The organism is Haloferax profundi, assembly GCF_001469865.1.
Classification (GTDB): Archaea; Halobacteriota; Halobacteria; order Halobacteriales; family Haloferacaceae; genus Haloferax; species Haloferax profundi.
This window is the reverse complement of the sequence record NZ_LOPV01000288.1, coordinates 1-25,065: the sequence shown is the minus strand read 5'-3', so window position 1 is coordinate 25,065 and position 25,065 is coordinate 1. Positions and strand designations below refer to the sequence as shown.

General features: G+C 64.5%; 26 protein-coding genes. 11 read left to right on the top strand and 15 right to left on the bottom strand.

The genetic code is table 11. The features are described 5' to 3' along the window. Positions 1-14: 14 nt before the first annotated feature. The 8 genes from AUR66_RS12310 to AUR66_RS22630 form a co-directional block, all read right to left on the bottom strand. On the bottom strand, positions 15-3,071 hold the full coding sequence (locus AUR66_RS12310; protein ID WP_058572658.1) for a DUF7286 family protein: 3,057 nt from the start codon (positions 3,069-3,071) through the stop codon (positions 15-17). After that, positions 3,059-3,952, bottom strand: coding sequence for a DUF7284 family protein (locus tag AUR66_RS12305; RefSeq protein ID WP_058572665.1), 894 nt, complete (start codon positions 3,950-3,952; stop codon positions 3,059-3,061). Before AUR66_RS12305 ends, AUR66_RS12310 begins: the two co-directional genes overlap by 13 nt. Next, positions 3,949-4,341 (bottom strand): DUF7285 family protein, encoded by a 393-nt coding sequence (locus tag AUR66_RS12300; RefSeq protein ID WP_058572657.1) that lies wholly within the window; start codon positions 4,339-4,341, stop codon positions 3,949-3,951. Before AUR66_RS12300 ends, AUR66_RS12305 begins: the two co-directional genes overlap by 4 nt. After that, on the bottom strand, positions 4,319-4,789 hold the full coding sequence (locus tag AUR66_RS12295; RefSeq protein WP_058572656.1) for a DUF7283 family protein: 471 nt from the start codon (positions 4,787-4,789) through the stop codon (positions 4,319-4,321). The genes AUR66_RS12300 and AUR66_RS12295 overlap by 23 nt, the downstream gene beginning before the upstream one ends. A gap of 42 nt (positions 4,790-4,831) precedes the next feature. Next, positions 4,832-6,553: a hypothetical protein gene (locus tag AUR66_RS12290; RefSeq protein ID WP_058572655.1), complete on the bottom strand. Its 1,722-nt coding sequence runs from the start codon at positions 6,551-6,553 to the stop codon at positions 4,832-4,834. Then, the gene (locus tag AUR66_RS12285) at positions 6,547-8,526 is read right to left on the bottom strand and encodes a type II/IV secretion system ATPase subunit (RefSeq protein WP_058572654.1); all 1,980 of its coding nucleotides are present in this window, start codon (positions 8,524-8,526) and stop codon (positions 6,547-6,549) included. Before AUR66_RS12285 ends, AUR66_RS12290 begins: the two co-directional genes overlap by 7 nt. A gap of 74 nt (positions 8,527-8,600) precedes the next feature. Beyond that, positions 8,601-9,041: a DUF7311 family protein gene (locus AUR66_RS12280; protein ID WP_058572653.1), complete on the bottom strand. Its 441-nt coding sequence runs from the start codon at positions 9,039-9,041 to the stop codon at positions 8,601-8,603. Continuing rightward, a complete protein-coding gene (locus tag AUR66_RS22630) occupies positions 9,038-9,607 on the bottom strand; it encodes a DUF7310 family coiled-coil domain-containing protein (RefSeq protein WP_058572652.1) in 570 nt (189 codons plus the stop codon). The genes AUR66_RS12280 and AUR66_RS22630 overlap by 4 nt, the downstream gene beginning before the upstream one ends. Positions 9,608-9,724: 117 nt before the next feature. Here AUR66_RS22630 and AUR66_RS12270 point away from each other — a divergent pair, with 117 nt between their 5' ends. Next, positions 9,725-10,807, top strand: a complete 1,083-nt coding sequence (locus AUR66_RS12270) for a tubulin/FtsZ family protein (RefSeq protein WP_058572651.1) — start codon at positions 9,725-9,727, stop codon at positions 10,805-10,807. A gap of 141 nt (positions 10,808-10,948) precedes the next feature. On the opposite strand, the gene AUR66_RS12265 is transcribed toward AUR66_RS12270, so the two are convergent. Continuing rightward, positions 10,949-12,298, bottom strand: a complete 1,350-nt coding sequence (locus AUR66_RS12265; protein ID WP_058572650.1) for an alkaline phosphatase family protein — start codon at positions 12,296-12,298, stop codon at positions 10,949-10,951. 146 nt (positions 12,299-12,444) lie between these two features. Then, a complete protein-coding gene (locus AUR66_RS12260) occupies positions 12,445-13,287 on the bottom strand; it encodes a hypothetical protein (protein WP_058572649.1) in 843 nt (280 codons plus the stop codon). Positions 13,288-13,439: 152 nt separating this feature from the next. Here AUR66_RS12260 and AUR66_RS12255 point away from each other — a divergent pair, with 152 nt between their 5' ends. Genes AUR66_RS12255 through AUR66_RS12245 form a run of 3 tightly spaced genes read left to right on the top strand, consistent with a single transcriptional unit; the run spans position 13,440 to position 16,161 of the window. After that, on the top strand, positions 13,440-13,880 hold the full coding sequence (locus AUR66_RS12255) for a DUF5788 family protein (RefSeq protein WP_058572648.1): 441 nt from the start codon (positions 13,440-13,442) through the stop codon (positions 13,878-13,880). Beyond that, positions 13,877-15,625, top strand: a complete 1,749-nt coding sequence (polX, locus tag AUR66_RS12250) for a DNA polymerase/3'-5' exonuclease PolX (RefSeq protein ID WP_058572647.1) — start codon at positions 13,877-13,879, stop codon at positions 15,623-15,625. Before AUR66_RS12255 ends, polX begins: the two co-directional genes overlap by 4 nt. Beyond that, positions 15,622-16,161, top strand: a complete 540-nt coding sequence (locus AUR66_RS12245) for a Mut7-C RNAse domain-containing protein (RefSeq protein WP_058572646.1) — start codon at positions 15,622-15,624, stop codon at positions 16,159-16,161. Before polX ends, AUR66_RS12245 begins: the two co-directional genes overlap by 4 nt. Positions 16,162-16,186: 25 nt before the next feature. Here AUR66_RS12245 and AUR66_RS12240 read toward each other — a convergent pair whose 3' ends face one another. Then, the gene (locus AUR66_RS12240; protein WP_058572645.1) at positions 16,187-17,149 is read right to left on the bottom strand and encodes a DUF7139 domain-containing protein; all 963 of its coding nucleotides are present in this window, start codon (positions 17,147-17,149) and stop codon (positions 16,187-16,189) included. A 146-nt stretch (positions 17,150-17,295) separates the two neighbouring features. On the opposite strand from AUR66_RS12240, the gene AUR66_RS12235 reads away from it, so the two are divergent. The 4 genes from AUR66_RS12235 to AUR66_RS12220 all read left to right on the top strand — a co-directional run bounded on the left by AUR66_RS12235 (position 17,296) and on the right by AUR66_RS12220 (position 19,361). Then, positions 17,296-17,577 (top strand): DUF5789 family protein, encoded by a 282-nt coding sequence (locus AUR66_RS12235; protein WP_058572644.1) that lies wholly within the window; start codon positions 17,296-17,298, stop codon positions 17,575-17,577. Between the two features lie 2 nt (positions 17,578-17,579). Further along, positions 17,580-18,251, top strand: a complete 672-nt coding sequence (locus AUR66_RS12230; protein ID WP_058572643.1) for a CPBP family glutamic-type intramembrane protease — start codon at positions 17,580-17,582, stop codon at positions 18,249-18,251. Then, positions 18,248-18,820, top strand: a complete 573-nt coding sequence (locus tag AUR66_RS12225; protein ID WP_058572642.1) for a GrpB family protein — start codon at positions 18,248-18,250, stop codon at positions 18,818-18,820. Before AUR66_RS12230 ends, AUR66_RS12225 begins: the two co-directional genes overlap by 4 nt. A gap of 85 nt (positions 18,821-18,905) precedes the next feature. Further along, complete coding sequence (locus AUR66_RS12220) at positions 18,906-19,361, top strand: DUF302 domain-containing protein (RefSeq protein ID WP_058572641.1); 456 nt, start codon at positions 18,906-18,908, stop codon at positions 19,359-19,361. Positions 19,362-19,400: 39 nt separating this feature from the next. Here AUR66_RS12220 and AUR66_RS22040 read toward each other — a convergent pair whose 3' ends face one another. The 3 genes from AUR66_RS22040 to AUR66_RS12210 all read right to left on the bottom strand — a co-directional run bounded on the left by AUR66_RS22040 (position 19,401) and on the right by AUR66_RS12210 (position 22,000). Beyond that, a complete protein-coding gene (locus AUR66_RS22040) occupies positions 19,401-19,574 on the bottom strand; it encodes a hypothetical protein (RefSeq protein ID WP_197409768.1) in 174 nt (57 codons plus the stop codon). A 33-nt stretch (positions 19,575-19,607) separates the two neighbouring features. Then, positions 19,608-20,873 (bottom strand): DNA repair protein NreA, encoded by a 1,266-nt coding sequence (gene nreA / locus AUR66_RS12215; protein WP_058572640.1) that lies wholly within the window; start codon positions 20,871-20,873, stop codon positions 19,608-19,610. A gap of 143 nt (positions 20,874-21,016) precedes the next feature. Beyond that, positions 21,017-22,000, bottom strand: coding sequence for a transcription initiation factor IIB (locus AUR66_RS12210; RefSeq protein ID WP_058572639.1), 984 nt, complete (start codon positions 21,998-22,000; stop codon positions 21,017-21,019). A gap of 117 nt (positions 22,001-22,117) precedes the next feature. Here AUR66_RS12210 and rnhA point away from each other — a divergent pair, with 117 nt between their 5' ends. After that, positions 22,118-22,711 (top strand): ribonuclease HI, encoded by a 594-nt coding sequence (gene rnhA / locus AUR66_RS12205; RefSeq protein ID WP_058572638.1) that lies wholly within the window; start codon positions 22,118-22,120, stop codon positions 22,709-22,711. Further along, positions 22,704-23,264 (top strand): DUF7108 family protein, encoded by a 561-nt coding sequence (locus tag AUR66_RS12200; protein WP_058572637.1) that lies wholly within the window; start codon positions 22,704-22,706, stop codon positions 23,262-23,264. The genes rnhA and AUR66_RS12200 overlap by 8 nt, the downstream gene beginning before the upstream one ends. A gap of 21 nt (positions 23,265-23,285) precedes the next feature. On the opposite strand, the gene AUR66_RS12195 is transcribed toward AUR66_RS12200, so the two are convergent. Continuing rightward, positions 23,286-23,645: a PadR family transcriptional regulator gene (locus AUR66_RS12195; RefSeq protein ID WP_058572636.1), complete on the bottom strand. Its 360-nt coding sequence runs from the start codon at positions 23,643-23,645 to the stop codon at positions 23,286-23,288. 339 nt (positions 23,646-23,984) lie between these two features. Here AUR66_RS12195 and AUR66_RS12190 point away from each other — a divergent pair, with 339 nt between their 5' ends. After that, positions 23,985-24,518: an inorganic diphosphatase gene (locus tag AUR66_RS12190; RefSeq protein ID WP_058572635.1), complete on the top strand. Its 534-nt coding sequence runs from the start codon at positions 23,985-23,987 to the stop codon at positions 24,516-24,518. Positions 24,519-25,065: the final 547 nt, after the last annotated feature.

Here is a 25,065-nt window from a genome sequence, read left to right as displayed (position 1 = left end):
CAGTCGTCGCGTCGTCACAGTGCCCGACAATCGGTTGCGACGGTACATCCCGCGCCTCCTTCCCACCCGGCAGAGCGTTCGTCGGCGTCACCGTCTACGTCACCGACGCCGATTCCCGACGGCGGGACGGCGACGACGATGGCTGTCTCCACGTCGAACGTGACACGCTCGCCGCGGCCGACTGTCTCCCGCGTCCCATCTCGGTCCCAGTCGAATGCGACGGCGGACCCATCGCGGGCGTAGGTCAGCGACTCCGTTTCGCCGCCGCGGGCGTGGACACGGAACTGTGCGAACTCGCCGGCGACAGCGACGTCCCACACGTTGACTGTCGCGTACCAGTACCCGGGAACGGGAGCGACTGGCATCCCGGCCGGGACGCGACGGAACGAGCGGTCGAATCGCGAATCAAGCGTGTCGTCGATGCGTTCCTCGACGGCGTCTTCAGTCGCGTTCCTCACCACGTCAGTCGTCGCGGACGCGACGACGTCCTGTCTGGCGGTTCGCGTCGATTCGACGGTTCGGTTCGTGAGCCGTTGTGGAACCGTCGTCGACTGGCTCCGGCGGACAGACCGGAAGGCGTCGTCGAGACGGAGTTCGAGGAGGTCCGCTTCGACGGTTCTCGGTGTAGTTGCAGAGACGGCGATAGCACGTGCGGCAGACCCGTTCGTAACCGCCAGCGCTCTGTGTGCCGGGTCGTCCCATCGGCCGAGCGTCGATTCCAGTACTTGCTGTCGTTCAGTGACGCCGAGGTCGGTGTGCGTAGTGAGCGTGTCGCGGGCCGCTTCTTCGGCCGGAACCGTCGCGCGGACGACGGCGAGTTCGAGTTCGTCGTGGCGTTCACGGAGGGTGTCGTCGGTTCCGTTCGACGCCGCCAACGTATCGTCCGCAGCGAGAAGTGCGTGGGCCGCAACGCGCAATGAGACGCGACGACGAGCGCCGAAGACGGGTTCGAGGACGGTGTCTGTCGCGTCCCCGTAGGGAACGGTGAACAGGTTGGTGTTGCGGGCGACGAGCGGATGGTACGTCCCTGCGCGGTCGACGGACGGAACTGCGGCCCCCGAGAGTCCGCCGAGTGAGAGGTACATCGGGTCCGCGTCGGGAACGAACCGGACACCACCGGGACGACCGGGTTGCTGTGCTGGCCGCGTCGTCTCCAGGACCTGCCGAGCAGTCCGTTCGGCAGCGACTGCCGACGAGAGCGACCCGACGTTCGCATCCTGCGCCGCCTCGTCTGCCGCGCCAGTCGCGGCGGCGGTTTGATTGGCGCGGTGGTCGAGTTCCACCAGCACGCGGTCCAGATACGCGGCGCGAACCGCGACACGTGCTCTGTCGGCGACGCCGTCGTAGGCAGCAGGTGCACCGACCAGTTCGTCCCGGTCGGAGCGGAGGTCTGCGGCGAGTTCAGCCGCTGGGTTCACCTCGCCAGCGGCGACTGCACGGGCCGAGACGGTCAGACTTCGGTTGCGGACTCGCTGGTGGAGACTGACGAGGTCGGCACGAATCCACGCGTCGAGACCAGACGGCCGAGGTGCGACGACCGACTCGGGCGACGGCACGTCACCCTCGGCCACGTCGCGGGCGAGTCCGTCGAACCCGCCGCGAGTGGAGACGATGTCGTCAGCGACGCTCGCCGCGGCGGCGACGTTCTCGCCGTCGAGTTGACCACCCGGCGTGAGCAATGGGTCGATGGGACGCGCTGGACCGGGGACAGCGTTCGGTTCGACCACCACCGCGACGTCGACGCGCGTCTTCTTCACTGTCTGTTCCTCCGATTCGAAGGTCTCGTTTCCGAGTCGCCACGTCTTCGTGGTCTGCTCACGGGTCGTCACCATCCGAGAGGCCACCGCCGCGACAGCGGTATCTGGAGCGACGGCGGGCGCTCGGGTAGGCAGCGTCGTAACCGACGAATTCGTCTCGGTCGTCGTCGCTACGAGTCTCCAGTCGGAACCAGCGTCGACTGGTGGGTCGCTCGTGTGCTGGACGACGTGAACGTTGGATTCGACCGAGACCGTCGCCCGGTGTGTGTCGGCGACCACGTCGTCGAGTGAGTCGCCATCGGTGCCATCGAGGAGTGAGACGAGTCCATGGTCCGCCGCAGAACCGACGGACGCCTCGATGGTTCGGTCTGTCGAGACAGTCGGTAAAGGGGGGCCGTCTACTTCGTTCGGGGCTGGGAGTGCGTCTGCCAGTGCAGGTGCGCCGGTCGCGCCGGTCTGTGCCAGGAGGCTTCGAACACCGGTTCTGACGGCAGCACGGCCGACCGCATGGCGGGCGTCGGCATCGGTACTCCCGAACGTCTGCTGTTCTGTGAGGAGGACACCGGCGTTCGTCGCCAACGCGGCGTGCTCGTTCGAGACGACGTTTTCGATGGGTGCACCGGCGTACTGACTCCACCCACGAGTCCACGCTGCGGCCCAGAGCGCCGTCGTGACTGTCGCGTCCAGCGTGCCGCCGTTCGTCGCGCCCGCGTCGAGACGCCGTTCGAAGGTCTCCGTCCGGTTGTGGAGTGCGAGGACTGGTGTTCGGACGCCGACCGTCGTCGTGACCGACTCGTCGGCGACGCGAGCACCGTCTCGTTGCGCTTTGACTGTGATATTTTCGACGGTGACGACGAGCATCGTTCCGTTCTCCCGTCCTTCGAGAGAGACGCGGTCCATCGCGCTGCGAAGGGTCGATTCGTTCGTCGGCCGCAGAATCGAGGCCGTCGCGTGGACGTCGCCGCGTCGAGCGGAGAGTGCCCGAAGCCGTTCTTCGGTGGCGAGTGCGATTCGGAGACGGAGATAGTCGCGGAAGGTCTGGTTCTCCGAGAGAACCCGACCGACCGTCGTGTTCGCCGGCGTCGTCACGGGATTCGCGGCGACCTCACGCGCCGCGTCGCGGACTGCTGCTCGAACTGCTGCGTCGGTCTGTGCAGTCGCTCGCTCGACTGCGTCTTCGACTCGTCGGTCCGTGACGGGGTCGTGGGTCGAGAGCGCCCCCGAGAACGTCGCACTCCCGACGAGGAGGAGAACCCCGAGTAGGGCGAACGGGACCCGCCCCAGGTCGTCTTCGGCGAGTCTCACGGTGACCACGTCCTGACGACGATGGTGACGCGCCCAACAGCGACAGCGTCGGCCGCGCTCTCTGGGTCGTCGTACCGGGTTCGCATATCGGCGGCGAGTCGCGGTGCGAGCGCCGCCCCGAGGTCAGCGTTCGCGGCGCGAGTCTCCTCGCGGGCGACTTCCGGGGCGACGGATGCACCGACCAGCGACCCTGCTCGCTCGTACCGATGGCGCATCAACGTCGAAACTGGTTCGTCGCCGCGCAGTGCGAGACGTGCGAGTGTCGGTGGAAACAGTCCAGCGACGGTCCGGTTTGCGACGACGCCGGCGACGGCGTCGAATCCGTCGTCGCTGGCGGCGAGAGCGTCGTCACGCGCGGACGGAAATCCGCTCGGCACGTCGATGGTGGCGGCATGGACCGTCGCAGACGACGGCGGCGTCGGGCCGAGTGTATCGGTGGCACGAATCGGTGCACTGGGATACGGCGACCAGTGAACTGCAATCTGGACGCCGCGTGCTGGAAGTTCCGACGCGACTCGCGTGGCAACCTGTCGACGCAAGTCGTCCCGTGCGTGCGTGAGGCGAACACCATCGACGGTGGTCGCTCCGAGGGTCGCCCGAGCGAGCAACCCAGCGAGACTTCCATGCGCAGTTCGATCGAGTTCGCGAGAGTCGACGCCGTCGGCACCGAGGAGCGACGGGTCGGCCGCGTCGACACCGGGTTCGAGGTCGTACTGCACCGTCGCCGTACTCGTCGCCAGCGACGCCGCGATGCCGTCGGCGTCGGGGGTTGGTCGACCCGCGCCGACCGCCCCTCCGTCGACTGCACCCGCGTCGGCGGTGACGACCAGTCCGACACTCGCACCGACGAGAAGCAGACAGAGCGTCACGTCGAAGACGAGGTCGGTCACGACCACACCACCACACGGAGTTTGCCGAATCCGACACGACCGGGTTCGGTACGGACGCTGACCCGAGTCACCGAACTGTCCGCACCTGTCGGAGAGGGAGGCCCAGCGACTCGCCGAACGTCGTCGACGGCGACGACGATACGACAGGAGTATCCGTCGGGACAGGCCGACCGGGCGTCCGAGAGTCGAGAGAGTTCGACGACGCCCGTCTCGTCGGTGAGGGCAGATTCGACGGCAGTGAGTGTCGCCGAATCGAGGTCTCTGTCGGCAGTCGGGTGCGCCCGGTCCAGAACCGTCGCGTACCCCGAGAGCGCGGTGAAGACGACGACGAGTGCTGTGAGCGCGGCGACCGGGGACGTCTGTGCTCTACGCCGAGACGACGGTGACATCCGTTCCCTCCCACGAGACGTGTCGGACAGCGAGCGATTCAGCGGCAGGTCGCCACGACGAGTTGGTCTGGTGAGCGTCCGCGACGGCCGAGCGGAACGCCGCAGGCGACTCGAACACGTCGCTCGGGGGCGACCCCGCCGCGACAGCACCGAGACGCGTCCCGGGTGTCGTCGGCACGATTGGACCGAACGCGAACGTCGCGTGTGCGGCACCGCCCTCGTTTCGGAGACCGATACGTTGGGCGTCGAGACGGATGGAATCGGCATTTAGCGAGCGTTCGGCCGTCACGTCGTAGTCGGCGACGGCGACGCCATCGACAGTATCTGCGACGCCGGACGCGTCGGGTGCTGGCGTCGTCGGTATCCCGGCGACGACACCGAGGAGGACCGTCGCAGCGACAGAGAGTGCGGTCCAGATGTACAGCGATTCGAGCGGTGCGTCGAACATAGACCGGGGTGGTCCCGTTCGAGTATTTAAACCTCAGCCCGGTCAGAACAACGCGCCTGCGGCGACGAATGCGATGAGAAACGTCACTGTCGACGAGACGAGTGCGCTCCCGACACGCGACGCGACGAGGTGTCTGTCGAGTCCGTCGGCGATACCGACGGCCAGCGTGGTGAGGACGACGGCCGAGACGAGAACGTAGACGCCGACGGCGACACCGAGGTCACTGGTCGCCATCGGGGCGGCGACAGCAGCTTCGTCCAGTGTCCGTGCCGGCGTCATCCCGTCCGCGAGTGCGACAGTTGCGCCTGCGACGAGTGGGCCGAAGATGGCCGCCGTGTTCGAGAGCGTCTCCGTGACCGAGGCGAGTTCGCGACGTGACTCGGCATCGAGGCGAGAGAGTGCGGCGAGTTGGTCGGCCATCGAGACGATAGCCCGTCCCGCGGGACGGCCCTCACTGGCGGCGAGTCCGAGTAAGGTGACGACGCCTTCGACCCGAGGACTGGGGACCGAGTCGAGGACGCCGTAGTCACCGCAAAACGACTCGACGACGCCCACCCGAAGTCGGCGCTGGACGCCAACCGCGTCGCCGAGGAGTGTACCCGCTTCGCCGGGAACCGACTCGGCGGCACGGGCGAGTGCCGACTCGACTGCTTCGCCTTCGCCGACGGCGCGACCAACGAGGTAGAGGACGTCTGAGAGACTGTCTTCGACCGCTCGCACACGAACACGGAGCGTCATCATGGGCCGGGCGGCGACGTACAACGCGGTTCCGACGCCAGCACCGACCGCCGCGAGCGGTGCCGACCACGGGGCGACGACGGCGTCGGCAGCGACGAAGCACCCGGCGGCGACGACGAGACCAGTGAGTGCGGCACGTCGTCGATGGTCGGAAACCGCCGGATTGGTGGCGTCTATCGAGAGTGGGGCGAACGCGACGGGGCGACGAACGAGTACCCACGCGACTGTCGTGAGGAGTCCTGCTGGGAGGACGAAATCGTACAGGAAGACGACGTGTCCGGTGGAGATGCCGACACCAGCGACTCGTGCAGCAGGAAGCGCGCCGACGAGTGCAAGCGGGAGTAAGACGCCGAACGCGTAGACAGCGGTGACCGGGCCGCGAATCTCACCGACGAAGTCGGCGAGGCGGTCACGCGTCCCCTCGCGGACGACTTCGTGCGCTCTGTCGAGTGCTCGGTCACGTTCACCTGCGGGAACGTCGGCGGCAGTCTGGAGCAACGCCGCCGACCGGTCGAGCGCGGGGAACCACGAGCGCCACGCAGTCGCGAACGCGCCGAGGCCAGACGTCGGCGTCCCCCGAGCGCGTTCTGTGTGTGCGGCGAGCGAGGAAGAGAGCGGTCCGTCGTCCGCGTGGGCAGCGAACGCCACCGCACGTTCGACGGATGGTTCGATTCGCATTCGGAGCGCGATTCGACCGACGAGTTCGGGTGCGCTGCCGAGTGCGCGGGTTCGGCGAAGTGTCGCCACCCAGATGGGTGCGGTGTGAATCGCGTGGGCAGACCCGAGCGCTGCGGCGAGTGCAACCACGAGGACCGTCAGCGTCGGCAGTCGAGCGACAGTCGCGAGAGCCCACGCGAGAAGCGCGGCGGGAATCGCAGCCCCGTATCCAGCCTCGACGACCACCTCGGGGTCCGTCTCGGAACCGAGGAACGCGAGCGCACGTCGTAACTCGTCGCTCGGGTCGGCAGACGTCGGCGCGAGTCGTGCGAGCATCGGCGTCAGCGTGTGGGCGACGGTGGTCAGCATCCAGAACCACCGTCCGAACGCAGTTCGGTGCGGTCGGCAGGGTCCGTCCGACCAGTCTCGGCGAGCGTCGCGAGTCGTCTCGACCGAGTATCGAGCACGTCGAGAACGTCGGCGTACGATTCACCGGGATTCGAAATCGACTCGATTGCGAGACTGTCACCTCGTTCGACCGCTCCAGTCGGTACGAGCGAAGCGCCGTCGTGGGCGAACAACGTCTCGAACGTCGCGTCTCCCGCCGTCGGCCGGACTTCTTCGACGCGAGCGACACGGTGCGAGTCCGCACGCTGGCAGGTGACGACGAGGTCAGTCGCGGCGAACGACGACGCGGGGACTCCCAAATCGGAGACCACGCGCTCTCGAACGTCGGTCGCACCGTCGCCGTGAATCGTCCCGAGGACGGCGCTGGCGTTTGCGCCGACGCGCATCGCTTCGTAGAGGACCGCTGCCTCGTCGCCGCGGACTTCGCCGACAGCGAGTGCTCCGTCACCCAAGCGGAGTGCGGCGTGAAGCGCCTCCTGTGGCGTCGGTTCGGGGCCACCCGTGGTGTCGGTTCGGAGCGTCTGCACGTCTCGCCCGGCGTCTCGGAGACTCGTTGCCGGGAGTTCTGGTGTGTCTTCGATGAGGACCGTCCGAACGTCGCTCGGGAGTTCCCACAGGAGCGATTCGAGGAACGTGGTCTTGCCAGCACCGCGCGCCCCGGCGACGAGAATGGAGGCTCCGCGTTCGACGGCGAGCGAACAGAGGGCCGCGGCGTCAGCCGAGAGCGTCCCGTTTCGCACCAGTGCGGGGAGTGTCAGCGGCGTCTCGTCGTGTCGGCGGAACGCGAATCCAAGTCCGTCACTCGCGGGTTCGGTGACACCTGCGACGCGAATACTCGTGCCACCCGCGTCGACGACGGTGTCGAGCGTCGGGTCCGCACGCGAGAACGAGGCACCACTCACACGACGGAGACGCGAAGCGAGCGACGCAGCACCACCGGGTGTGAGGCGCACGTTCGTCGGCATCGACTCGCCGTCGACGACGACGCGAATCGGATTCTCGTCGGCGGGTGTCGAGACGTACACGTCTGAGACGTGAGCGTCGGAGAACAGGTCGTCGAGGACACCGTGGCCGTGGGTGTGTTTTCTGAGAATCGCGACGAGTGTGTCCACCGGGTCGTCCGCGTCGGCGACGAGGCGAACAGCACGGCCAGGTGCCCGTGGCCCGGCATCGACGGCGCCGCGAGCGAGTGCATCGTGTGCCGCCGCGAGCGTCTGCGCCGCGGACGGGGCGAGATTCGACTCCGGCGGGTCGAGATGGTAGTGAGGGCCGTCCCGAGTCTCGTACCGACGCGCGACTGCTCCCGTCTCGAGGTCGGTACTCGCGACGAGTCGAGCGTCTGCCGGCGGGTGCGGGTCGATACGTGAGCGTGCGAGCGTCGGCCCGACGACTGCCCGGAGTGCGTCACGGTAGCCCTCGGCGTCACTCGCCCCCGCTGCGAGTCCGGTTTCGACTGCCGCACGTCGTATCGGTCCCGCACGCCCAGTCGCTTCGTGGGCGGCACCCAACGGGTCGTGGCGGGCGCGTTCGGCCAATCGGTCGTCGTAGAACCCGACTCGCTCGGCGAACCGGCCGGCGGCGACGAGGAGGCCGACTGCACCGTCGTCGAATCGACGCTCCACACCGTCGGTTCTGACGACAACGGCGTCCACGTCACGGTCCTCTAGCGTGCCGACGACAGTCGCACGGCACGCCGGCGCGGTTGCGAGCGACCCTCCGTTCGGACAGTCGGCAGCATCGACGACGAGCGTGGCCGCATCGTCGTCCAGACGGTCCGTCGGGGTCGTAATCGAGGCCGTACACCGGCAGGTTTCGGAGGTGTCGTCTTCTATCAGTCGGCCAGCACCGACCGCAACGAGCGCACTGGTGAGCGTCTCGGGGAGTGATTCGCGAGTGAACGTAGAGACCGACGAACGGTCGAAGTCGAGGGGCATGCGGTGGGGTGGTCCCGTTCGACTACTTGAACCTACGGAGTCACCCACCCGTGTCGAACTGCGGCGACCATCGGTCACGCTGGCGCGACGACGACCACGGGACCGGCGGTGTTCGCCGCCAGCGTCAACCGAAGTCGCTGTTCGCCGGGGCCGAAGACCAGTCGCTCACCGACGACGTGAACCCGTGGACCACCGACACGACGGACGATAGTCGTCCCCGACGCCGTCGTCGCCGCGAGTTCGACACCATCTCCCCCGCGAATCGTGAGCCGTGAGACGCCACTCGCCCGCCACGACCCAGACGGAACGTCGAGGACGACGTGTCGGCGCGCACCAGCGAGACCAGTAGGCGGTGGGTCTTCTGTAGTCGCGAGCGAGGCGGCGGCGTGGGCGATGTCGTCCGCCATCGTCCCGACTGCGACAGTCGTCGCATCTGCCCGCGCGGCGTCGACTGCCGGGAACGCGACGCCCGCGATTGCCACCGTGAGGAGACACGTGAGGACGACGCGAATCACAGTACGTCACGGAGACGCGCCGCCAGTCCGCGGGTACTCTCGGCAGACGTGTGCTGGTCGTCGATGTGGTTGCGGGAATGCTGGTCGTCGAGGTGGTTGGGACTGTGCTGACCGTCGGGTCGGGTGCGGGAATGCTGGCCGTCGGACCGGGACCGTCTGTGCTGAGGCGGTTCAGCGTCTGGGCCACTCTGCTGCTCGGGTGCTGCCGACTCGAACGTCATCTCAGACTCGTCTACGAGCGCAGATTCGAGTGATTCAGCTTTGGCCAGTGCCGCGTTCGCCCGTCGTTCCACGTCTTCGTTGACGGTGCGAACACCACCGAGATAGCCACGAACCGCCTGTGTCGCCGCGTCGACTTCGTCGAGACGCTCGGAGAGTGACTCGACTGTCGATTCGACAGTGGAGAGTCGGTCCTCGATTGCCGCGACGTCTTCGAGCGAAGAGACGTCGGTGTCGGTCCCCGTGACGGTCCGTTCGACTGCTTCGAGTCGAGAAGCCAGTTCGTCCGTTCTGTCGGCCGCGTGTGCAAATCCGTCGTGAGTCTCCGCGGAAGTGTCGGGAGTCATAGCCCCGGTTGGAGCCGTCATCGTACATAAACGTCCGGCGGTCGAAATCGCGCAACCGGCCGCCCGTACACTCGTTCGTGGGGAACGTTCAAGACGGGGCCAAGAGTGTGTTGTCGCATGAAGACCGTCCTGATTGGTGTAGGTCAAGCAGGTGGGAAACTCACCGCCGCCCTCCAGTCGTTCGACCAACAGATGGGATTCGGTGCGGTCCTCGGTGCCATCGGGGTCAACACCGCAAAGACCGACCTCCAGTCGCTCCCATTCGAGACCGTTCTCATCGGCCAAGACCGTGTCAACGGACACGGCGTCGGTGGCGACAACGAACTCGGCGCTGAAGTGATGCAAGCAGACAAGACAGAAGTCATGTCGGCGCTCGACGGCCGAATCACGGCGCAGACGGAGTCGATATTCGTCGTCGCCGGTCTCGGTGGTGGGTCTGGGTCCGGTGGGGCGCCCGTCCTCGCCAAGGCTCTCAGACGCGTCTACGACATCCCTGTCTACGTACTCGGTATCCTCCCCGGACAGGACGAAGGCGCGATGTATCAGGTCAACGCCGGTCGGTCGCTCAAGACCGTCGCCCGAGAGTCCGACGCCGTCCTCCTCGTCGACAACGACGCGTTCCGCTCGTCCGGTGAGTCGATGAGCGAAGGCTTCGACGCCATCAACGACGCCATCGCTCGGCGCGTCGGGTTACTCCTCGCTGCAGGCGAAGCAGTCGAAGGCGTCGGCGAGAGTGTCGTCGATAGCTCAGAAGTCATCAACACGCTCCGTGCCGGTGGAATCGCAGCACTCGGCTACGCCAGCGCCGAGGCCTCCGAAGTCGCAGAGGAGAACATCAACGCCGTGATGAGTACGACACGTCGCTCACTCCTGACGGGGACCAGCCTTCCAGATGCGAGCGACGCCGACTCGGCACTCGTCATCATCGCCGGGAAACCGGACACCATCCCCAGAAAAGGTGTCGAACGCGCCCGCCGCTGGGTCGAAGACGAAACCGGGAGTATGCAGGTTCGCGGCGGCGACTTCCCACTGGAGAGCGGTCGAATCGCGTCGCTCATCCTCCTCGGTGGCGTCGAACGCTCAGACCGCGTCGAGGCGTTCATGGAACGCGCTCGGGAAGCAATCGAGCACGCAGCGACCGAAGAGCGGGAAGACCCCAAGGAGATGTGGCACAACGACGAACTAGACGACCTGTTGTAGGCGCCGCACTGCTCGACGAAACGAGAGTGACACTGCTCTGGGAGGAGTCAGCGACGAGCGACGAAAGCGCGGCCGAAGCGACGTCGTTCGCACCGGCCACCGCGTGATTTTTCGAAGCGAGGGTCGGTCTATGAGACTCGTCTACTGGTGGACGAGACTCGCACCGTCGAGTTCGGTGCGGGCGTAGTCGAGTTCCATCAGGTCGAGAATCGTCGGCGCGATATCGTAGAGGTCGGCGTCTTCTATCTCCGCGTCGGGGTCGTCGACGTAGAGCGTGGCGTTGTCGAACGAGTGCATCCCGTTGCGCGGGCCGGTGCCGAACACGTCGTCGTGGCCCTTGAATCCGGACTTCAGGTCGAAGCCGTGGTTCGGGATGACGACGAGGTCAGGCGCGATATCGTCGTGGTTGCCGCGGAAGGCCTCTTCCTTGACGACGACGCGTTCTGCGACGTTCTTGCCGTCGGGGCCTTCGAGTGCTTCGAGTTCCGCTTTGAGTTCGTCGCGGACTTCCTCGTACTCGTCTTGTGGGACGGAGCCACGCGGTTCGCGGCCTTCGAGGTTGATGAAAAAGCGCCCGGGGATGAGCGAGTAGGCCTTCGAGTCGCCGTCGATGTCGGACAGTGAGTCGTGGTCGTCCGATTCGTACGAGAGCCACCCTTCCTGTTCGAGCCACGTGTTACAGTGGACCTCGTAGTCGAGCGAGGTGAACCCGTGGTCGGAGGCGACGACGAGCGTCACGTCTTCGGGGAGCATCTCACGGATGTTCCCGATGTACTCGTCGACCTTGCGATAGAACTCCACGAACGCGTCTTTGTTCTTCCCGTCGCGTTCGTAGTCTTTGAACAGGAAGTGGTTGACCCGGTCGGTAGTCATGAAGACGCCGAAGAAGAGGTCCCAGTCGTCCTCCTGGAGGTAGTGCGAGAAGGCTTCGTACCGCTTGTCTAAGGTCTCGTGGGCGTCGTCCATGAACGCGGACTTGTCGTCGTCGTGGCCGAGTTTGGCGTTCACGTCGATCTTGTAGCCCATCCCTTCGAGGTGGTCGCGGAAGTCGTCGGGGTAGGCGGCTTTGTCGACGCCGGGCGAGAGGAATCCGGAGACCATCCGCTGGATGTTTCGCTGGGGTGGGAACGTCACGGGGACGTTCATCACGGTGGCCTTCCGGCCGGCGTCGGTCACGCGGTCCCAGAGGCGCGTGGCCTGCACGTCGCGGCCCATCGGGACGTACGTGTCGTACGACCCGACTTCGCGGTCTTGGAACCCGTAGACACCCGTCTCACCGGGGTTGACGCCAGTGGTGAGCGCCGGCCAACACGCGCTGGATTCCGGTGGGACGATGCTGTCGATAGAACCTGCTGCACCATCGTCTGCGAGCGCCGCGAAGTTGGGGAACTCTTCGGGGTGCTCAGAGAGGAGACTAAATGGGACCCCGTCGATGCCGATGAAGGCGACGCGGGGGTGGTCCTTGCCGCGGAGTCGGTCGAACAAACCCATACGTCCCGGTACCAAAGAGAGCCATAAGAAGGTTCGTCTCTCTACGCGTGTTTGCGCCAACGTACGACGGATGTGCGCGTGTGTCCGAGTCGGCGGCGAGATTCACCGCCGAGCGGCGAGAGGGGCAGTGTACTCTGTCTGCGTGTTCAGGCCCGCGGCGAGCCACGTATCCTGAGCGGACGTTCCGCCGAGACGGTGGTCCGACCGCTCACACGAAGTTCGCTCACCGCGACGAACGCCAGTCCCCACAGGACGAGCGCGATAGCCCACATCGTACCCACGCTCGAAATCTGCGTCGGGAAGACGAGCGAGATAGCCCCGAAGTAGATGGCGAGACCAGCGGTCAACCACGCGACGAGACGGTGTCCCGGTGCACCTGCGGCCGCGATGAGGCCGAGGAGCAACAAGCCGATGGACATCGTCGTCATCTCCATGTAGTGACCGGCGACGGCGTGAACGTCACCCGACCCCTGGAGGGCGAACTGATTGGCTGCGAACGCGAGGACAGGGATGGCCGCCACCGCGACGAGGCCGAGCAGTGCTGGACTGTAGTCGTCGCCGAGAGAGAGTATCTCTCGACCTGCGGGGTGGAACAGCGCCATGAGGCCCGTGAGGATGAAGAACGGAACGACTTCTTCGACTGGTCCACCGCCGACGATGGTTCCAACGAGGACGAGCGTCGTTACGAGGAACGCGACTTGCATCAGCGCAACCCGCTTGAGTGGGCGGTACAGTTGACTCGCGACGCCGAGGATGATTATCCAGACGTTCGCCGCGATGACCATCACGTGGAGTCGGTGTTCTGCGAGAACTTCGCCACCGACACCCCACCCGGTGATGGCGAACGCGAGCAGTTCTGAGACGAACGCCGCGGCCATTCCAAGCGTCACCAACGCGAGGAGGTAGAACGCGTACAGGCGGACACGTCTGAACGTCGTCATCGCCGATTCGTCGTCCCCACTAGTGTGTCTATTGGTACCAAGCGACATAGTTGTGGGAGAACGTACGCTAGATGACGAGATAACCGTTTTTCGCGATTCTCGGACCGATTCCCGACGATGTGACGTACTCGGCGACGACGGACAACCCGACGGAGAGACGGGGCGAAGGAGCGAAGTGTCACGCGAGGTAACGTCAGAGCGTGAAGGAGTTCGAGCGCAAACAACTCCTGGAACGAGTCAATCGGGAGGGGGCGACAGTCGGCGTCCAGATTCCCGAGCGAATCGAGGTCCAGGGTGAAGATATCGACCTCAAACAGTTCGTCTTCGAGATTAAGCGCCGTGACACGATTCCGGCGGGCGAGCGTGAACGAGTCGACCAGGCGAAGCGAAACCTCCGTCGTGAGCGCCTCGAACGGCTCGAGCCAATCGAAGAGGGCGAGATAAGCTACGAAGAAGGCCGCCAACTCGTCGACGACATCATCGGTATCGACCGGGCGCTGAACGCGCTCGAACAACTCCGACCCGCGGACCTCGAACAGGAGGCGAAACTCCAGAACGCCGCCGACCAGAAGCGCTGGATGAACTTCCTGAAGAAGGCGCTCGGTCGTGACAGTGGCAAGAGCAAGCGAGGAGGCCGATGAGCCGAAACGACGAGATTGCGACCCTCCTCGAAGAGTTCGCCGACCTGCTCGACGCGAAGGACGTGGCGTACAAGCCGTCGAGTTACCGCCGTGCGGCAGAGAACGTCCGCGAGTACCCCAACCCAGTCGAAGAACTCGCCGAGGAGGGAGAAGACGCCGTCAAAGAGATAGACCGCGTCGGCGACGCTATCGCCTCGAAAATCGTCGAGTACGTCGAGACGGGACACATCGAAGAGTTAGACGACCTGCGAGACGAATTGCCCGTAGATATGGCCGGCCTGACCAGCGTCGAAGGCGTCGGGCCGAAGACGGTCGGCACACTCTACGAGGAACTCGGTATCACCGACCTCGACGAACTGGAGGCCGCCGCCCGCGACGGGCAGATTCAGGAGGTCAAAGGCTTCGGCGCGAAGACTGAAGCGAACATCCTCGAGGGCATCGAGTTCGCTCGCGAGGCCACGGGTCGAGAACTCCTCGGGAAGGCCCGACCCGTCGCCGACGACCTGCTGGCGTACCTCGGCGACCACGACGCAGTCGGCCGTGCAGAACCCGCGGGGTCGATGCGACGCTGGCGAGAGACGGTCGGCGACATCGACATCCTCGTCGAGAGCGACGACCCCTCCGCAGTCATCGACCACTTCCTCGCGTGGGACCTCGTCGACGACACCATCGAGGCAGGCGCACAGAAAGCGAGTACCCGAGTCAACGCGATGCGCGTCGACCTGCGCGTCGTCGACCCATCCGAGTACGGCGCTGCCCTCCAGTACTTCACGGGGAGCAAGGACCACAACGTCCACCTGCGGAACATCGCAATCGACCGCGGCCTCAAGATGAACGAGTACGGGATGTTCGACATCTCGGACGTCGACGACCCGGACGGCGGCCCTCGCATCGGGAGACGTGTCGCCGGTGAGACGGAAGCGTCGATGTACGCTGCGCTCGACTTACCACTCATCACGCCGGAGATGCGCGAAGACACCGGCGAAATCGAAGTGGCAGCAGACGGGTCGCTCCCCGACCTCATAGACGAAGGCGAGATTCGCGGTGACCTCCACACGCACACGAACTGGTCCGATGGCGACAACACCATCGCGGAGATGGTCGCTGCGGCGGAAGAACGAGGCTACGAGTTCCACGTCGTCTCGGACCACGCCACGGGGCCGGGGATGGTCGGTGGCGTCGGCGTCGACGACGACGAACTCCTCGAACAGATAGACGAAGTTCGGGCCGTCGCCGAAGATGCGAGCATCACTGTCTTCACCGGCGTCGAGGCGAACATCGACGCGGAAGGCGGCCTCTCCGTCGCCGACGACGTACTCGACCAACTCGACGTGGTCGTCGCCTCACCGCACAGCGCCCTCGACCAGGACCGCGAGACGGCCACCGAACGACTCGTTCGAGCCATGGAACACCCCGCCGTCGACGTTCTCGGCCACCCGACCGGCCGCCTCATCAACCGCCGCCCCGGCCTCCCACTCGATTACGAACGACTCGCCGAGGCCGCCGTCGAAAACGGCGTCGCACTCGAACTCAACGCCAGTCCGTTCCGTCTGGACCTGAACGGCGAAGCGCTCAAAATCGCCGTCGAAGCAGGGGCGACCATCGCGATAGACACAGACGCCCATCGACCGGCCGAACTCGACCACGCCCGCTACGGTGTCCACACGGCCCGACGTGGGTGGGTCGAGACGGCCGACGTGATAAACACGTGGTCTCTCGACGACCTCACCGACTTCCTGCATTGACCGACGAGAACCGACCACTCAGCGGTACCGGGCCTGACCACCCCGGAACGGTCGCATCCGGCGTCGAGTCGGCCTCGCCAGACGACACCGCACTCCTCCTCGACGTGATGCTCGGAAAACTGGCTACGTATCTGCGGATGTGCGGGTACGATACCGCGTACGCGATGGATGGCGGCGGGGGTGACCCCGGTGACGAAGTCCTGTTGAATCGCGTGAGTGAGGAGCACCGTGTCCTCCTGACCCGTGATATCTCGCTCGCAGAACAGGCACCGCGAAGCGTCCTCGTCGCGGGCCGAAACCCGCTCGACCAACTCCGGGAACTCGAGTCGGCCGGGTTCACCATCTCGCTCGGCGAGTTCCCTGCACGGTGTAGTGCGTGCAACGGACTCCTCGACGTGCTCGAAGACGACGACTCCGTCCCCGAATACGCGCCAGACCCGAGCGAGACGACGTTGTGGCGGTGTCGTGACTGCGGACAGGTGTTCTGGCGGGGAAGCCACTGGCGAGACGTCGAGTCGCGGGTGAACGAGTTGTAAGCGAGAGAAGGTGGGGGCTATCGGGTCAGTAGCGACTTCGGGGGAACCACTCGTCGCACTCTTCCATGTCCTGCATCATCTCGTCGTGGGCCGCACAGTACGGTTGGAGACCCTCCGAGGTGCGGACGTACTCGAAGTACGTGCAGTTTCCACAGTATCGGTCACCGACCGTGGCAGTCTTCGGTCGTTCCGCGGCAGGGTGTTCGGTCGCATCGGAGGGGCCGCGAGTGGCGGACGACGAACCGCCAGCACGCTGTGCCGTCTGTGCGGACTGCGTGGATTTCGGGGCCTCAGTCGGTTCGAGGTCGAGTGGTGTAATCGTGTTCGACGAGGCACCACCGTCGGTGGCACCTGCGGTGCCGCCCATCCCCGACCCAGACGGCTTGTTCGTCTGCGTCTCGACGTCGCCATCGGGCGTTCCGCCGAGGAATCCGATGCCGCTGAGTCCACCGCGAACCGTCTTTTCGACTTCGACGATGCGGGTTTCGCCCTTCTTGGTCACCTGAACCGTCGCCGTGCCACCGGGGTCGTTTCGTGTCTTGAAGTTGGCGACGCCGACGAACAGACACCAGAAGGTGGTGATGGTGCCGAAGAAGTAGACGCCGACGGTCTCCAGGGTCAAGTCTGTCAGGCCTGCACCGCACGTCGCACCGGTCCACTGACAGGGGTACGCGTGGGAGAACAGTCCGACACCGAGGACGGCGATACTCGCACCGATGACTGCCGCGGCACGAGTCCGACGACTTGCTGGCAGCACGGCGAACACGCCGAGGAAGACGGCGGGAACGCCGATGCCACCGAGGATACCCCCGAGTTCGCGTGCTTCGCCAAGTGTGGCACCACCCGACGTGTACACGTCGGTGGTCGTGACCACGATGCCCGCGATGACGAGCAATGCGCCGGCGATGAACACCCCGAAGCCCAGGGAAAGTCGTCGGAGACTCGGCCCACCGCGGCCACCGTGATACGCCTCCGAAAGACTGGTCATAGCCGTGCCTACGAAACCAGTCCCTAAAACGATGCGTCAGACGATTGTCTGTTTTTCGACACGTCGCGGGCTGTCGGTCTCGGGTCGTCGCGGGACCACATACGAATCTCGAAGGGATTATCATGCGCGGTGGCTAACCCTCGCCCATGGCTGACGAGGAAGCAGACGAGGCACCCGTCGTCGAACTGGGCGAGGGAGAGTCCGTCGAAGGTGCGCCCCTCGCGCGCGTCGCCTCTCGACTGACGTGGCCCCAGGAGAAGAGTAGCATTCTGAAGAAAGAAGGCGACGCGGTCATCCGCACGCCGAGCGGTCCGCAGACCCTCGAAGACGTCCTCGCCGACGTCGACGAGACGTACTTCGACACGCGCCAGACCTTCGTCAACGACGTACTCGACGTCGTTGGTCGCGGTCCGGTCGCGACCGAATAGCGGTGCTCCGTCGCCGGTTCACGCGACTCCCGTGGCTCTACCGTGCCCTCCTCGTCGGAGGCGTGGTCGGTGCCGCGTGGAGTCTCTGGTCTCTTCCCGCCGGCGACCTCACCTACCGCGCGGTCCACGACGCCCTCCTGTTTATCCTCGTCCCCGGAGCGCTCGCGCTCGCACACGGGAAGAACCTCGGGTGGACCGTCGACCGCAACGCACTCCGCAACACTGTCCTCCTCGCACTCTTCGTCCTCCCGTTCTACCTCGTCGGGTCGTCGCTCCCGACGATTCGGACCTACTACCCGATGTGGCACACGTCGACGGCGCTCGCCGACTTCCTCCCACACGCCGCACAGCAACTGCTCGTCGTCGTCGCCGCCGAGACGTACTACCGTGGCTTGCTCTGTGTTGGTATCCGCGAAATCGGGCGCAAGAGCGCACTCATCAGCCCGATTCTCTACGCGTTCCACCACGTCGGGAAACCACCGATAGAACTCCTGCTGTCGGCCCCAACCGACGTGCTGTTCGGCCTCGTCGACTACGAGAGTAACTCGATTCTCCCGTCTATCGTCGCCCACGGGTTCGGCCTCATTCTTCTCGACTGGTTGGTCCTGCACCCACCGTTGTTCCCACCGGAAGATGTCGCCGCCGCGTTGCAGTGGCTTCCGATTCCGCTATGACCGACTCGGAAGACGACGACTCGGCCCACGTAGCGGCCGACGACTCGGGACTCGGACTCGCTCGCGGAACAGTCGAACTCGTCTCTCACGACCCGTCGTGGCACGACGCGTACGAACGCGAAGTCGAACGTCTCCGGCCACGCCTCGGGCCACACGTCGTTGGGTTCGAACACGTCGGCAGTACCGCGGTTCCGGGACTCGCCGCGAAGCCAATCGTGGACGTGCTCGTTCTCGTCGCGCACCTCGACGAGACGGACGAGGTGGCCCGCGTGCTCACCGACGCGGGGTACGAAGAACGGCCGAACGACGCAGTTCCGGACCGACGCTTCTTCGCCCGCGGGCCATCGTCGTGTCGCACGCACTACCTCTCTGTGACCGAACGCGGGAGCGACTGTCACCGCGACCAGGTGTCGTTCCGAGACGCACTGCGGGCCGACCCTGACCTTGCAGCGGAGTACGAACGCCAGAAACGGGCGTTGGCCGAGGCCCACGCGGACGAACGCGAAGCGTACACCGACGCCAAATCGGCCTTCGTCCAGTCGGTCCTCGACGACTGCGATTCGGACTGACCACCGCGGGAAGAGTGCCGCACCCTTCGTGCGCGACCCACACAATACAGGTACCTTTTCCACGCCGGAGCGACTACGAATCGTCATGGCACTCCCAATCGACCCGACCGCCATCGAACCGGAAGACATCGGTGAGGAACGCGTCGTCCTCGACATGGACCACGAGGAGGCAATCGAACACGTCCGCGAAGCCTTCACGGACGCCGGGTTCGGTGTCGCGACCGAATTTTCGCCGTCGGAGATGCTCAACGAGAAAGTCGACGCCGGCCGGGACCCGTACTACGTCCTCGGTGCCTGCAACCCCACGATGGCGGACCGTGCGCTCACCGCCACCGACAACAAGATGGGTGGCCTCTTCCCGTGCAACGTGGTCATCTGGGAGGAAGAACCCGGGAAACAGGTCGTCTACCACCTGAGCATCATGCGCGTCGCTCGCCTCATCGGCATCGCGCCGGACAACGAGGAGATGGCGGACATCATCGCCGATACGGGCGAACTCGTCGAAAAAGCGCTTGCCAACCTCGACGCCGTCGAGGCCTGAGCGGCCGAAACAGTTCTGAACCGACCGGGTTCGCCCCGCCTACACCGACTCACTCTCTTCGAGAGCGTCTGCGATTCGGCCGATATCGTTGCGAATCTTGTACAGGAGGTACATCCCCACGAGCGCCGCCGCAATCGGCAGGAGGCCGAGGACGCCGTAGATGAGGAAGATGATGAGCAGTTCCGGACCGCCGGGTATCTGGAGTGGGACCATACGAGTACGTGTCACAGGGGTGTCAGATAGGTGTTACTGACCGAAGTCGAAGATGTTGGTCTGGAGACCGGCGGCCATCGTGGACTTCCGGCGGAGGTCACCCAACGAGACGGGCAGGTAGTTCGTCACGTCGCGGACCGCCCCACCGAACGTCTCCGCCTCTGCTTTCTCGCCTTCGAAGGCGTGACGAATCGACTCGCGAATCTGCCAGACGCCGACCGGTCCCCAGTACTCGTCGGAGACGTGCCGGAGGACGAGTGCCTTCGCCTGTCGCCCTCTGTCGTGGAGGTGTTCGAGGACGCCCAACCGAGAGGCGTGGTACGCGCCGGCCGTCTCGTTCACGTACGAGGTGCGCCCCTCGTACCCTTCGCTGTCCGCGGCGAGGTACATCCCCGCGTCCGGGTCGGGGTTCCAGACGCTTCCCGGCGCTTTCATCTCGACCAACTCGAACTCCCAGCGACCCGGCGCGAGGATGACCCAGAAGGCGTTTCCGAGGAACTCGTTGCGGTAGATTTCGACGCCGTCGATGGTCTCTGCGTGCTTGACCGTCCCGCGGAGGTACTTCCCGAGCGTGTCGTCGACGGCGGTAATCGACCAGCGCGTCGGCACGAGACGGCGCTGTTGGGTCTGACCGAGTGCACCCGCCGAGAGAATCGTGTTGATGTCGTACACGTCGAACCCGCGCCGGTAGAGGTACGTCATCGCTCCCTGGGCGTTCCAGTCGTCGTCTTCGAGCGTCTTTTCTACCGCCCGCGGGACGTGTGGGTTCTCGGCGAGGTCAGCAGACCGAGCACGGGCACGGGGTCCGACCGGCGTCGCCACGTCGTCAGAGTGGGCGTCGAGGTCCAACTCGGGTTTCCCGTCGAGGCCGATTTCGACCGTGACGGGCCTATCGGCGATGGCGACTTCGCGCTGGGTGCCGAGGAATCCGTCCCACGAGTCTGCGACGTTCGTCACCTTCGTGCCGCGGTTCGAGTTGAGAAGTGACGTGCGGCGCTGGAACACGTCCGAGATACTCACGCCCTCGTCGTACCAGGCAGCACTCGTCTCGAACGTGTCGGCGTCCTCGTCGTGGCCGACAGGCGAGAGAATGCCCGTCGAGACGCGCGGATAGTTCGACCGTCCGACGAAGATGGACGGCGAGACGCCGCCGTAGAGCGAGTCGCCTTGGACCGTCTCCTCGAATCGGTCTTGAAACGTCTCGAGGTGGTCGAGGATGCCGTAGGACTTCTCTTCGGCGAGACGCCGTCGCTCGGCGCGTTCGTCCCGCTCGATGTCCATGAACTCGTCGAGCCGCATCACCGGATGTGGGTCGCCCTCGGGTATGAACCTTCGGCGACGGCGTCGTCGGGACAGCGGTGAAAACGAAGTGTGTCAGCACCCACGGTGGGTGTCGCGACGGTTCTGTTGGAAACCGTGCCAATTCAGGGGGCTGAGACCAATCAGGCGTGGATGCCCATCGCTTCGATTTGTTCTTGATAGCGATTCCGGATGGTGACTTCCGTCACCTGCGCCACGTCGGCGACTTCGCGCTGGGTCTTCTTCTCGTTACAGAGCAGCGAGGCGGCGTAGATTGCGGCGGCGGCGAACCCAGTCGGCGACTTGCCCGAGAGCAGGCCTTGCTCTGCCGTCGTCTCGATAATCTCGTTCGCCTTCGACTGGACTTCCTTCGAGAGGTCGAGTTCCGACGAGAACCGAGGGACGTACTTCTTCGGGTCGACCGGACGCATCTCCAAGCCGAGTTCTTGGGAGACGTACCGGTAGGTTCGACCAATCTCCTTTCGCTCGACGCGCGAGACTTCGGCAATCTCTTCGAGTGAGCGTGGAATCCCCTCTTTTCGACAGGCGGCGTAGAGCGTCGCGGTGGCGACGCCCTCGATGGAGCGTCCCCGAATCAGGTCTTCGTTGAGTGCACGTCGATAGATGACCGACGCGACTTCGCGGACCGAACGTGGGACGCCGAGTGCGGACGCCATACGGTCGATTTCGCTGAGGGCGAACTGCAGGTTCCGCTCGCCGGCGTCTTTGGTCCGAATGCGCTCTTGCCACTTTCGGAGGCGGTGCATCTGCGACCGCTTCTCCGACGAAATCGACCTGCCGTAGGCGTCTTTGTCCTTCCAGTCGATAGTCGTCGTCAGGCCTTTGTCGTGCATCGTCTTGGTGGTCGGCGCACCAACACGCGACTTCGACTGCCGTTCGGAGTGGTTGAACGCGCGCCACTCCGGGCCGGGATCGATTCGCTCTTCTTCGATGATGATTCCCGTCTCTTCGTGGATTAACTCACCGTCTGCAGTCCGAACGACTTCGTCCGGGTCGAGGTTGTCGAGGTCAATCTCGTCTTCGTCTGTCGCTTCGTCGCCTTCCGACTCGTCTCCCCATCGAGTCCGGTCGTACTCGCGCTCCCGCTGGCGGGTGGGCCGTTTCATCGCATTTTTATAGTGTCTATGGCCTGATGCTTGAAAGTTTTCCCCGTGAGAGTGACAGTCAGGGAGAACGCGGCGGCGAACGGAGCGCCTATACCGAGTCCCCAGCGAGGTGGTGGTATGCCGACGGTCGAGTGTGACCCCGACGATGCCAGACGACGACTCGAAGAGGCAGGCGTATCGGTCAAATCCGGCAACACGGAGTACGAGCGCTGGCGCGCCGAGCGTGGCGACGCCAGCGCCGTCGCCTACGACGACAAAGTCGTCGTTCAGGGTGCCAACCCGGCCGACTTACTGACTATCCTACAACCAAAGGGAGGGCGGGCACACGTCTACTTCGACGGTGCGAGTCGCGGGAACCCCGGCCCTGCGGCCATCGGATGGGCAATCGTGACGAGCAACGGTATCGTCGCCGAAGGCTCCAAACGCATCGGAGAGACGACCAACAACCGCGCGGAGTACGAAGCACTCATCGAGGCCCTCTCGGTCGCCAAAGACTACGGGTACGACGAAGTCGACGTTCGCGGTGACTCTCAACTCATCGTCAAGCAGGTTCGCGGCGAATGGAAGACGAACGACCCCGGCCTCCGTGAACGACGTGTGAAGGCCAACGAACTCCTCGCTGCGTTCGACCGTTGGTCGCTCGAACACGTACCGCGAGAGATAAACGACCGCGCCGACTCTCTAGCCAACGAGGCCCTCGACGATGCCTGACCCAGAACTCCCCGAAGAGGTATTGCAAGAAGCAGAGCGATTGACTCGGTTGGCACGCGACGCCATCGACCCAGACGAGCGTGCGACGTATCTGTCGGCGCGAGACGAACTCGTCGAACCGCACGACTTCGTGGCCCGTCTCCGCGACGAAGACGAGACGCTCGTCCTCCACCCTGCCGAGTGGGTCGACGACGATGGAACCGTCCGCCCGTCGCAAATCGACGACGTCGACCGCGGGATAGAACGCCCGCTCTCGGGGACTGGTGAAGAACACGAGTGGAGCGCCGTCGAAGAACACAACGCTGCCGTCGTGGAGGCTGTCGCCGACGAACACGGTGAGGTGCACGCCGCAAACGCTCGCGCGTTCGCAGACTTCCTCGGCAATCACTACGTTCGGAAGATAGAGACGGCAGGCGCTCCCGAGGTACGCGAGTTCGTCGAAGAATATTATCCACGCAATGCGTGGCCGACTACTGAACAGCAGTCGTTACTTTCGGAGTCGCTCGAACTGATATTCGACGCCGTAGGCGCCGAAGTGCCCGAATACAGGTGAGCGAACCGGGGTTTCGTGTGATTACAGCTTGGCTTCGATGAGGTCCGAGACCATCTCGGCGCGCTCGTCGTCGGTGACGAACTTCGAGAGCATCCAGTCGAAGCGGTCGAGGACGGCCTGGAGACCATCGTCGGTCAGTTCGTACTGGTTGGTGCGCTTGTCGAGTTCGCTCTTCTCGACGAGGTCCATCTCGACGAGGTCGTCGAGGTTGGGGTACAGACGCCCGTGATTGACTTCGGTGTCGTAGTACTCTTCGAGGTGGCGCTTGATTGCAAGACCGTACATCGGTTCCTCGGCGAGGATGACGAGGATGTTCTGTTGGAACGCGGTGAGGTCCCGAGCCGCACCGGATTTGTTGCCAATAGTTTGTGCCTCTGACATGCATATGGAAATGTCACCTACCTATTTAAACTTTGTCAACGCGCAATCGGTTTCGGGTATCCGGGCACCCGTAGTATAGCGGGAATCACCGAGAAGACGCACATGTCTGCCGATTTTCGGACAGATTCATTCGTCCGTGAGTATCAATTCCACGAGGATACGCGGAATCGATAGCATACCCAGGGAATACCTCACGGATACCTGTACGATTCTGGGAGGAATCTCTGGAGAATATATCTAAAAGTGGGTACGTAGTGTCGCCGCCGAAGGGCCAGGCTGGAGCGAAGCTACGAGACCGATGCCGAAAGGACTTTTGCCCGTTTCGAGGATGGGTTCAATATGGCGAATCTCTGGGAAGACATGGAGACCGGCCCCAACGCGCCGGACGAAATCTACGCAGTTGTCGAGTGTCTCAAAGGCGAGCGCAACAAGTACGAGTACGACAAGGACATCCCCGGCGTCGTCCTCGACCGTGTGCTCCACTCGAACGTCCACTACCCATCTGACTACGGGTTCATGCCGCAGACGTACTACGACGACGAAGACCCCTTCGACGTGCTCGTCCTCGTCGAAGACCAGACGTTCCCTGGGTGCGTCATCGAGGCACGCCCCGTTGCCCTCATGAAGATGGACGACGACGGCGAGCAGGACGACAAGGTCATCGCCGTCCCTACCGAGGACCCACGCTACGACCACATCGAGGACCTCGAAGACATCCCACAGCAGCTTCGCGACGAGATTGACGAGTTCTTCTCGACGTACAAGAACCTCGAAGCGGGCAAAGAAGTCGAGACCCTCGGCTGGGAAGACAAGCAGGCCGCGAAGGACGCCATCGAGCACGCGATGGACCTCTACGAAGAGAACTTCGCGTAAGCGACGTCACCACTGTCCTTTTTCGCGCCGTCAGGTTAGAGCGGAAGCACTCTCTTCCCACCTGTGAGTCTCGCTGACGAGCGTGGCGTGATGCCGAGTGAATCGACCGACTGCACGGGGGGAGATACCCTGCAGTTATCCTCACCTGCCCGCACATAAATTATGCGCATGAGTAATTATTTGTCTGTCCTTCCCGTAGGTACACCTGAGTATGGCAGCGAAGCAACCACGTCTCGGGCTTAACCACCCAACCGTCGTTCCGACGAACTTCACGCCCCCGACTGAGGCGAACCCAGACGCCGACGAAGAGAGCGACGACGACGCTTAAGTTTCGGATTCTCTCCCGCCGTTCGCCCCGGGTAGTGACGTCTCTCGCCGCCGAGACCAACTGCGGCGCACACACGTCTATACCGACTGCGGCGCACACGGTGACCAGAGACAGACATTTCGGGTGAGGTGTGCGATCGACACGCGCGCGAGGCAACCCCTTTTTATCTCGTCGCTGCAACTCGTGAGTAATGGCTACCTGCGACGTTTGCGGACGGCA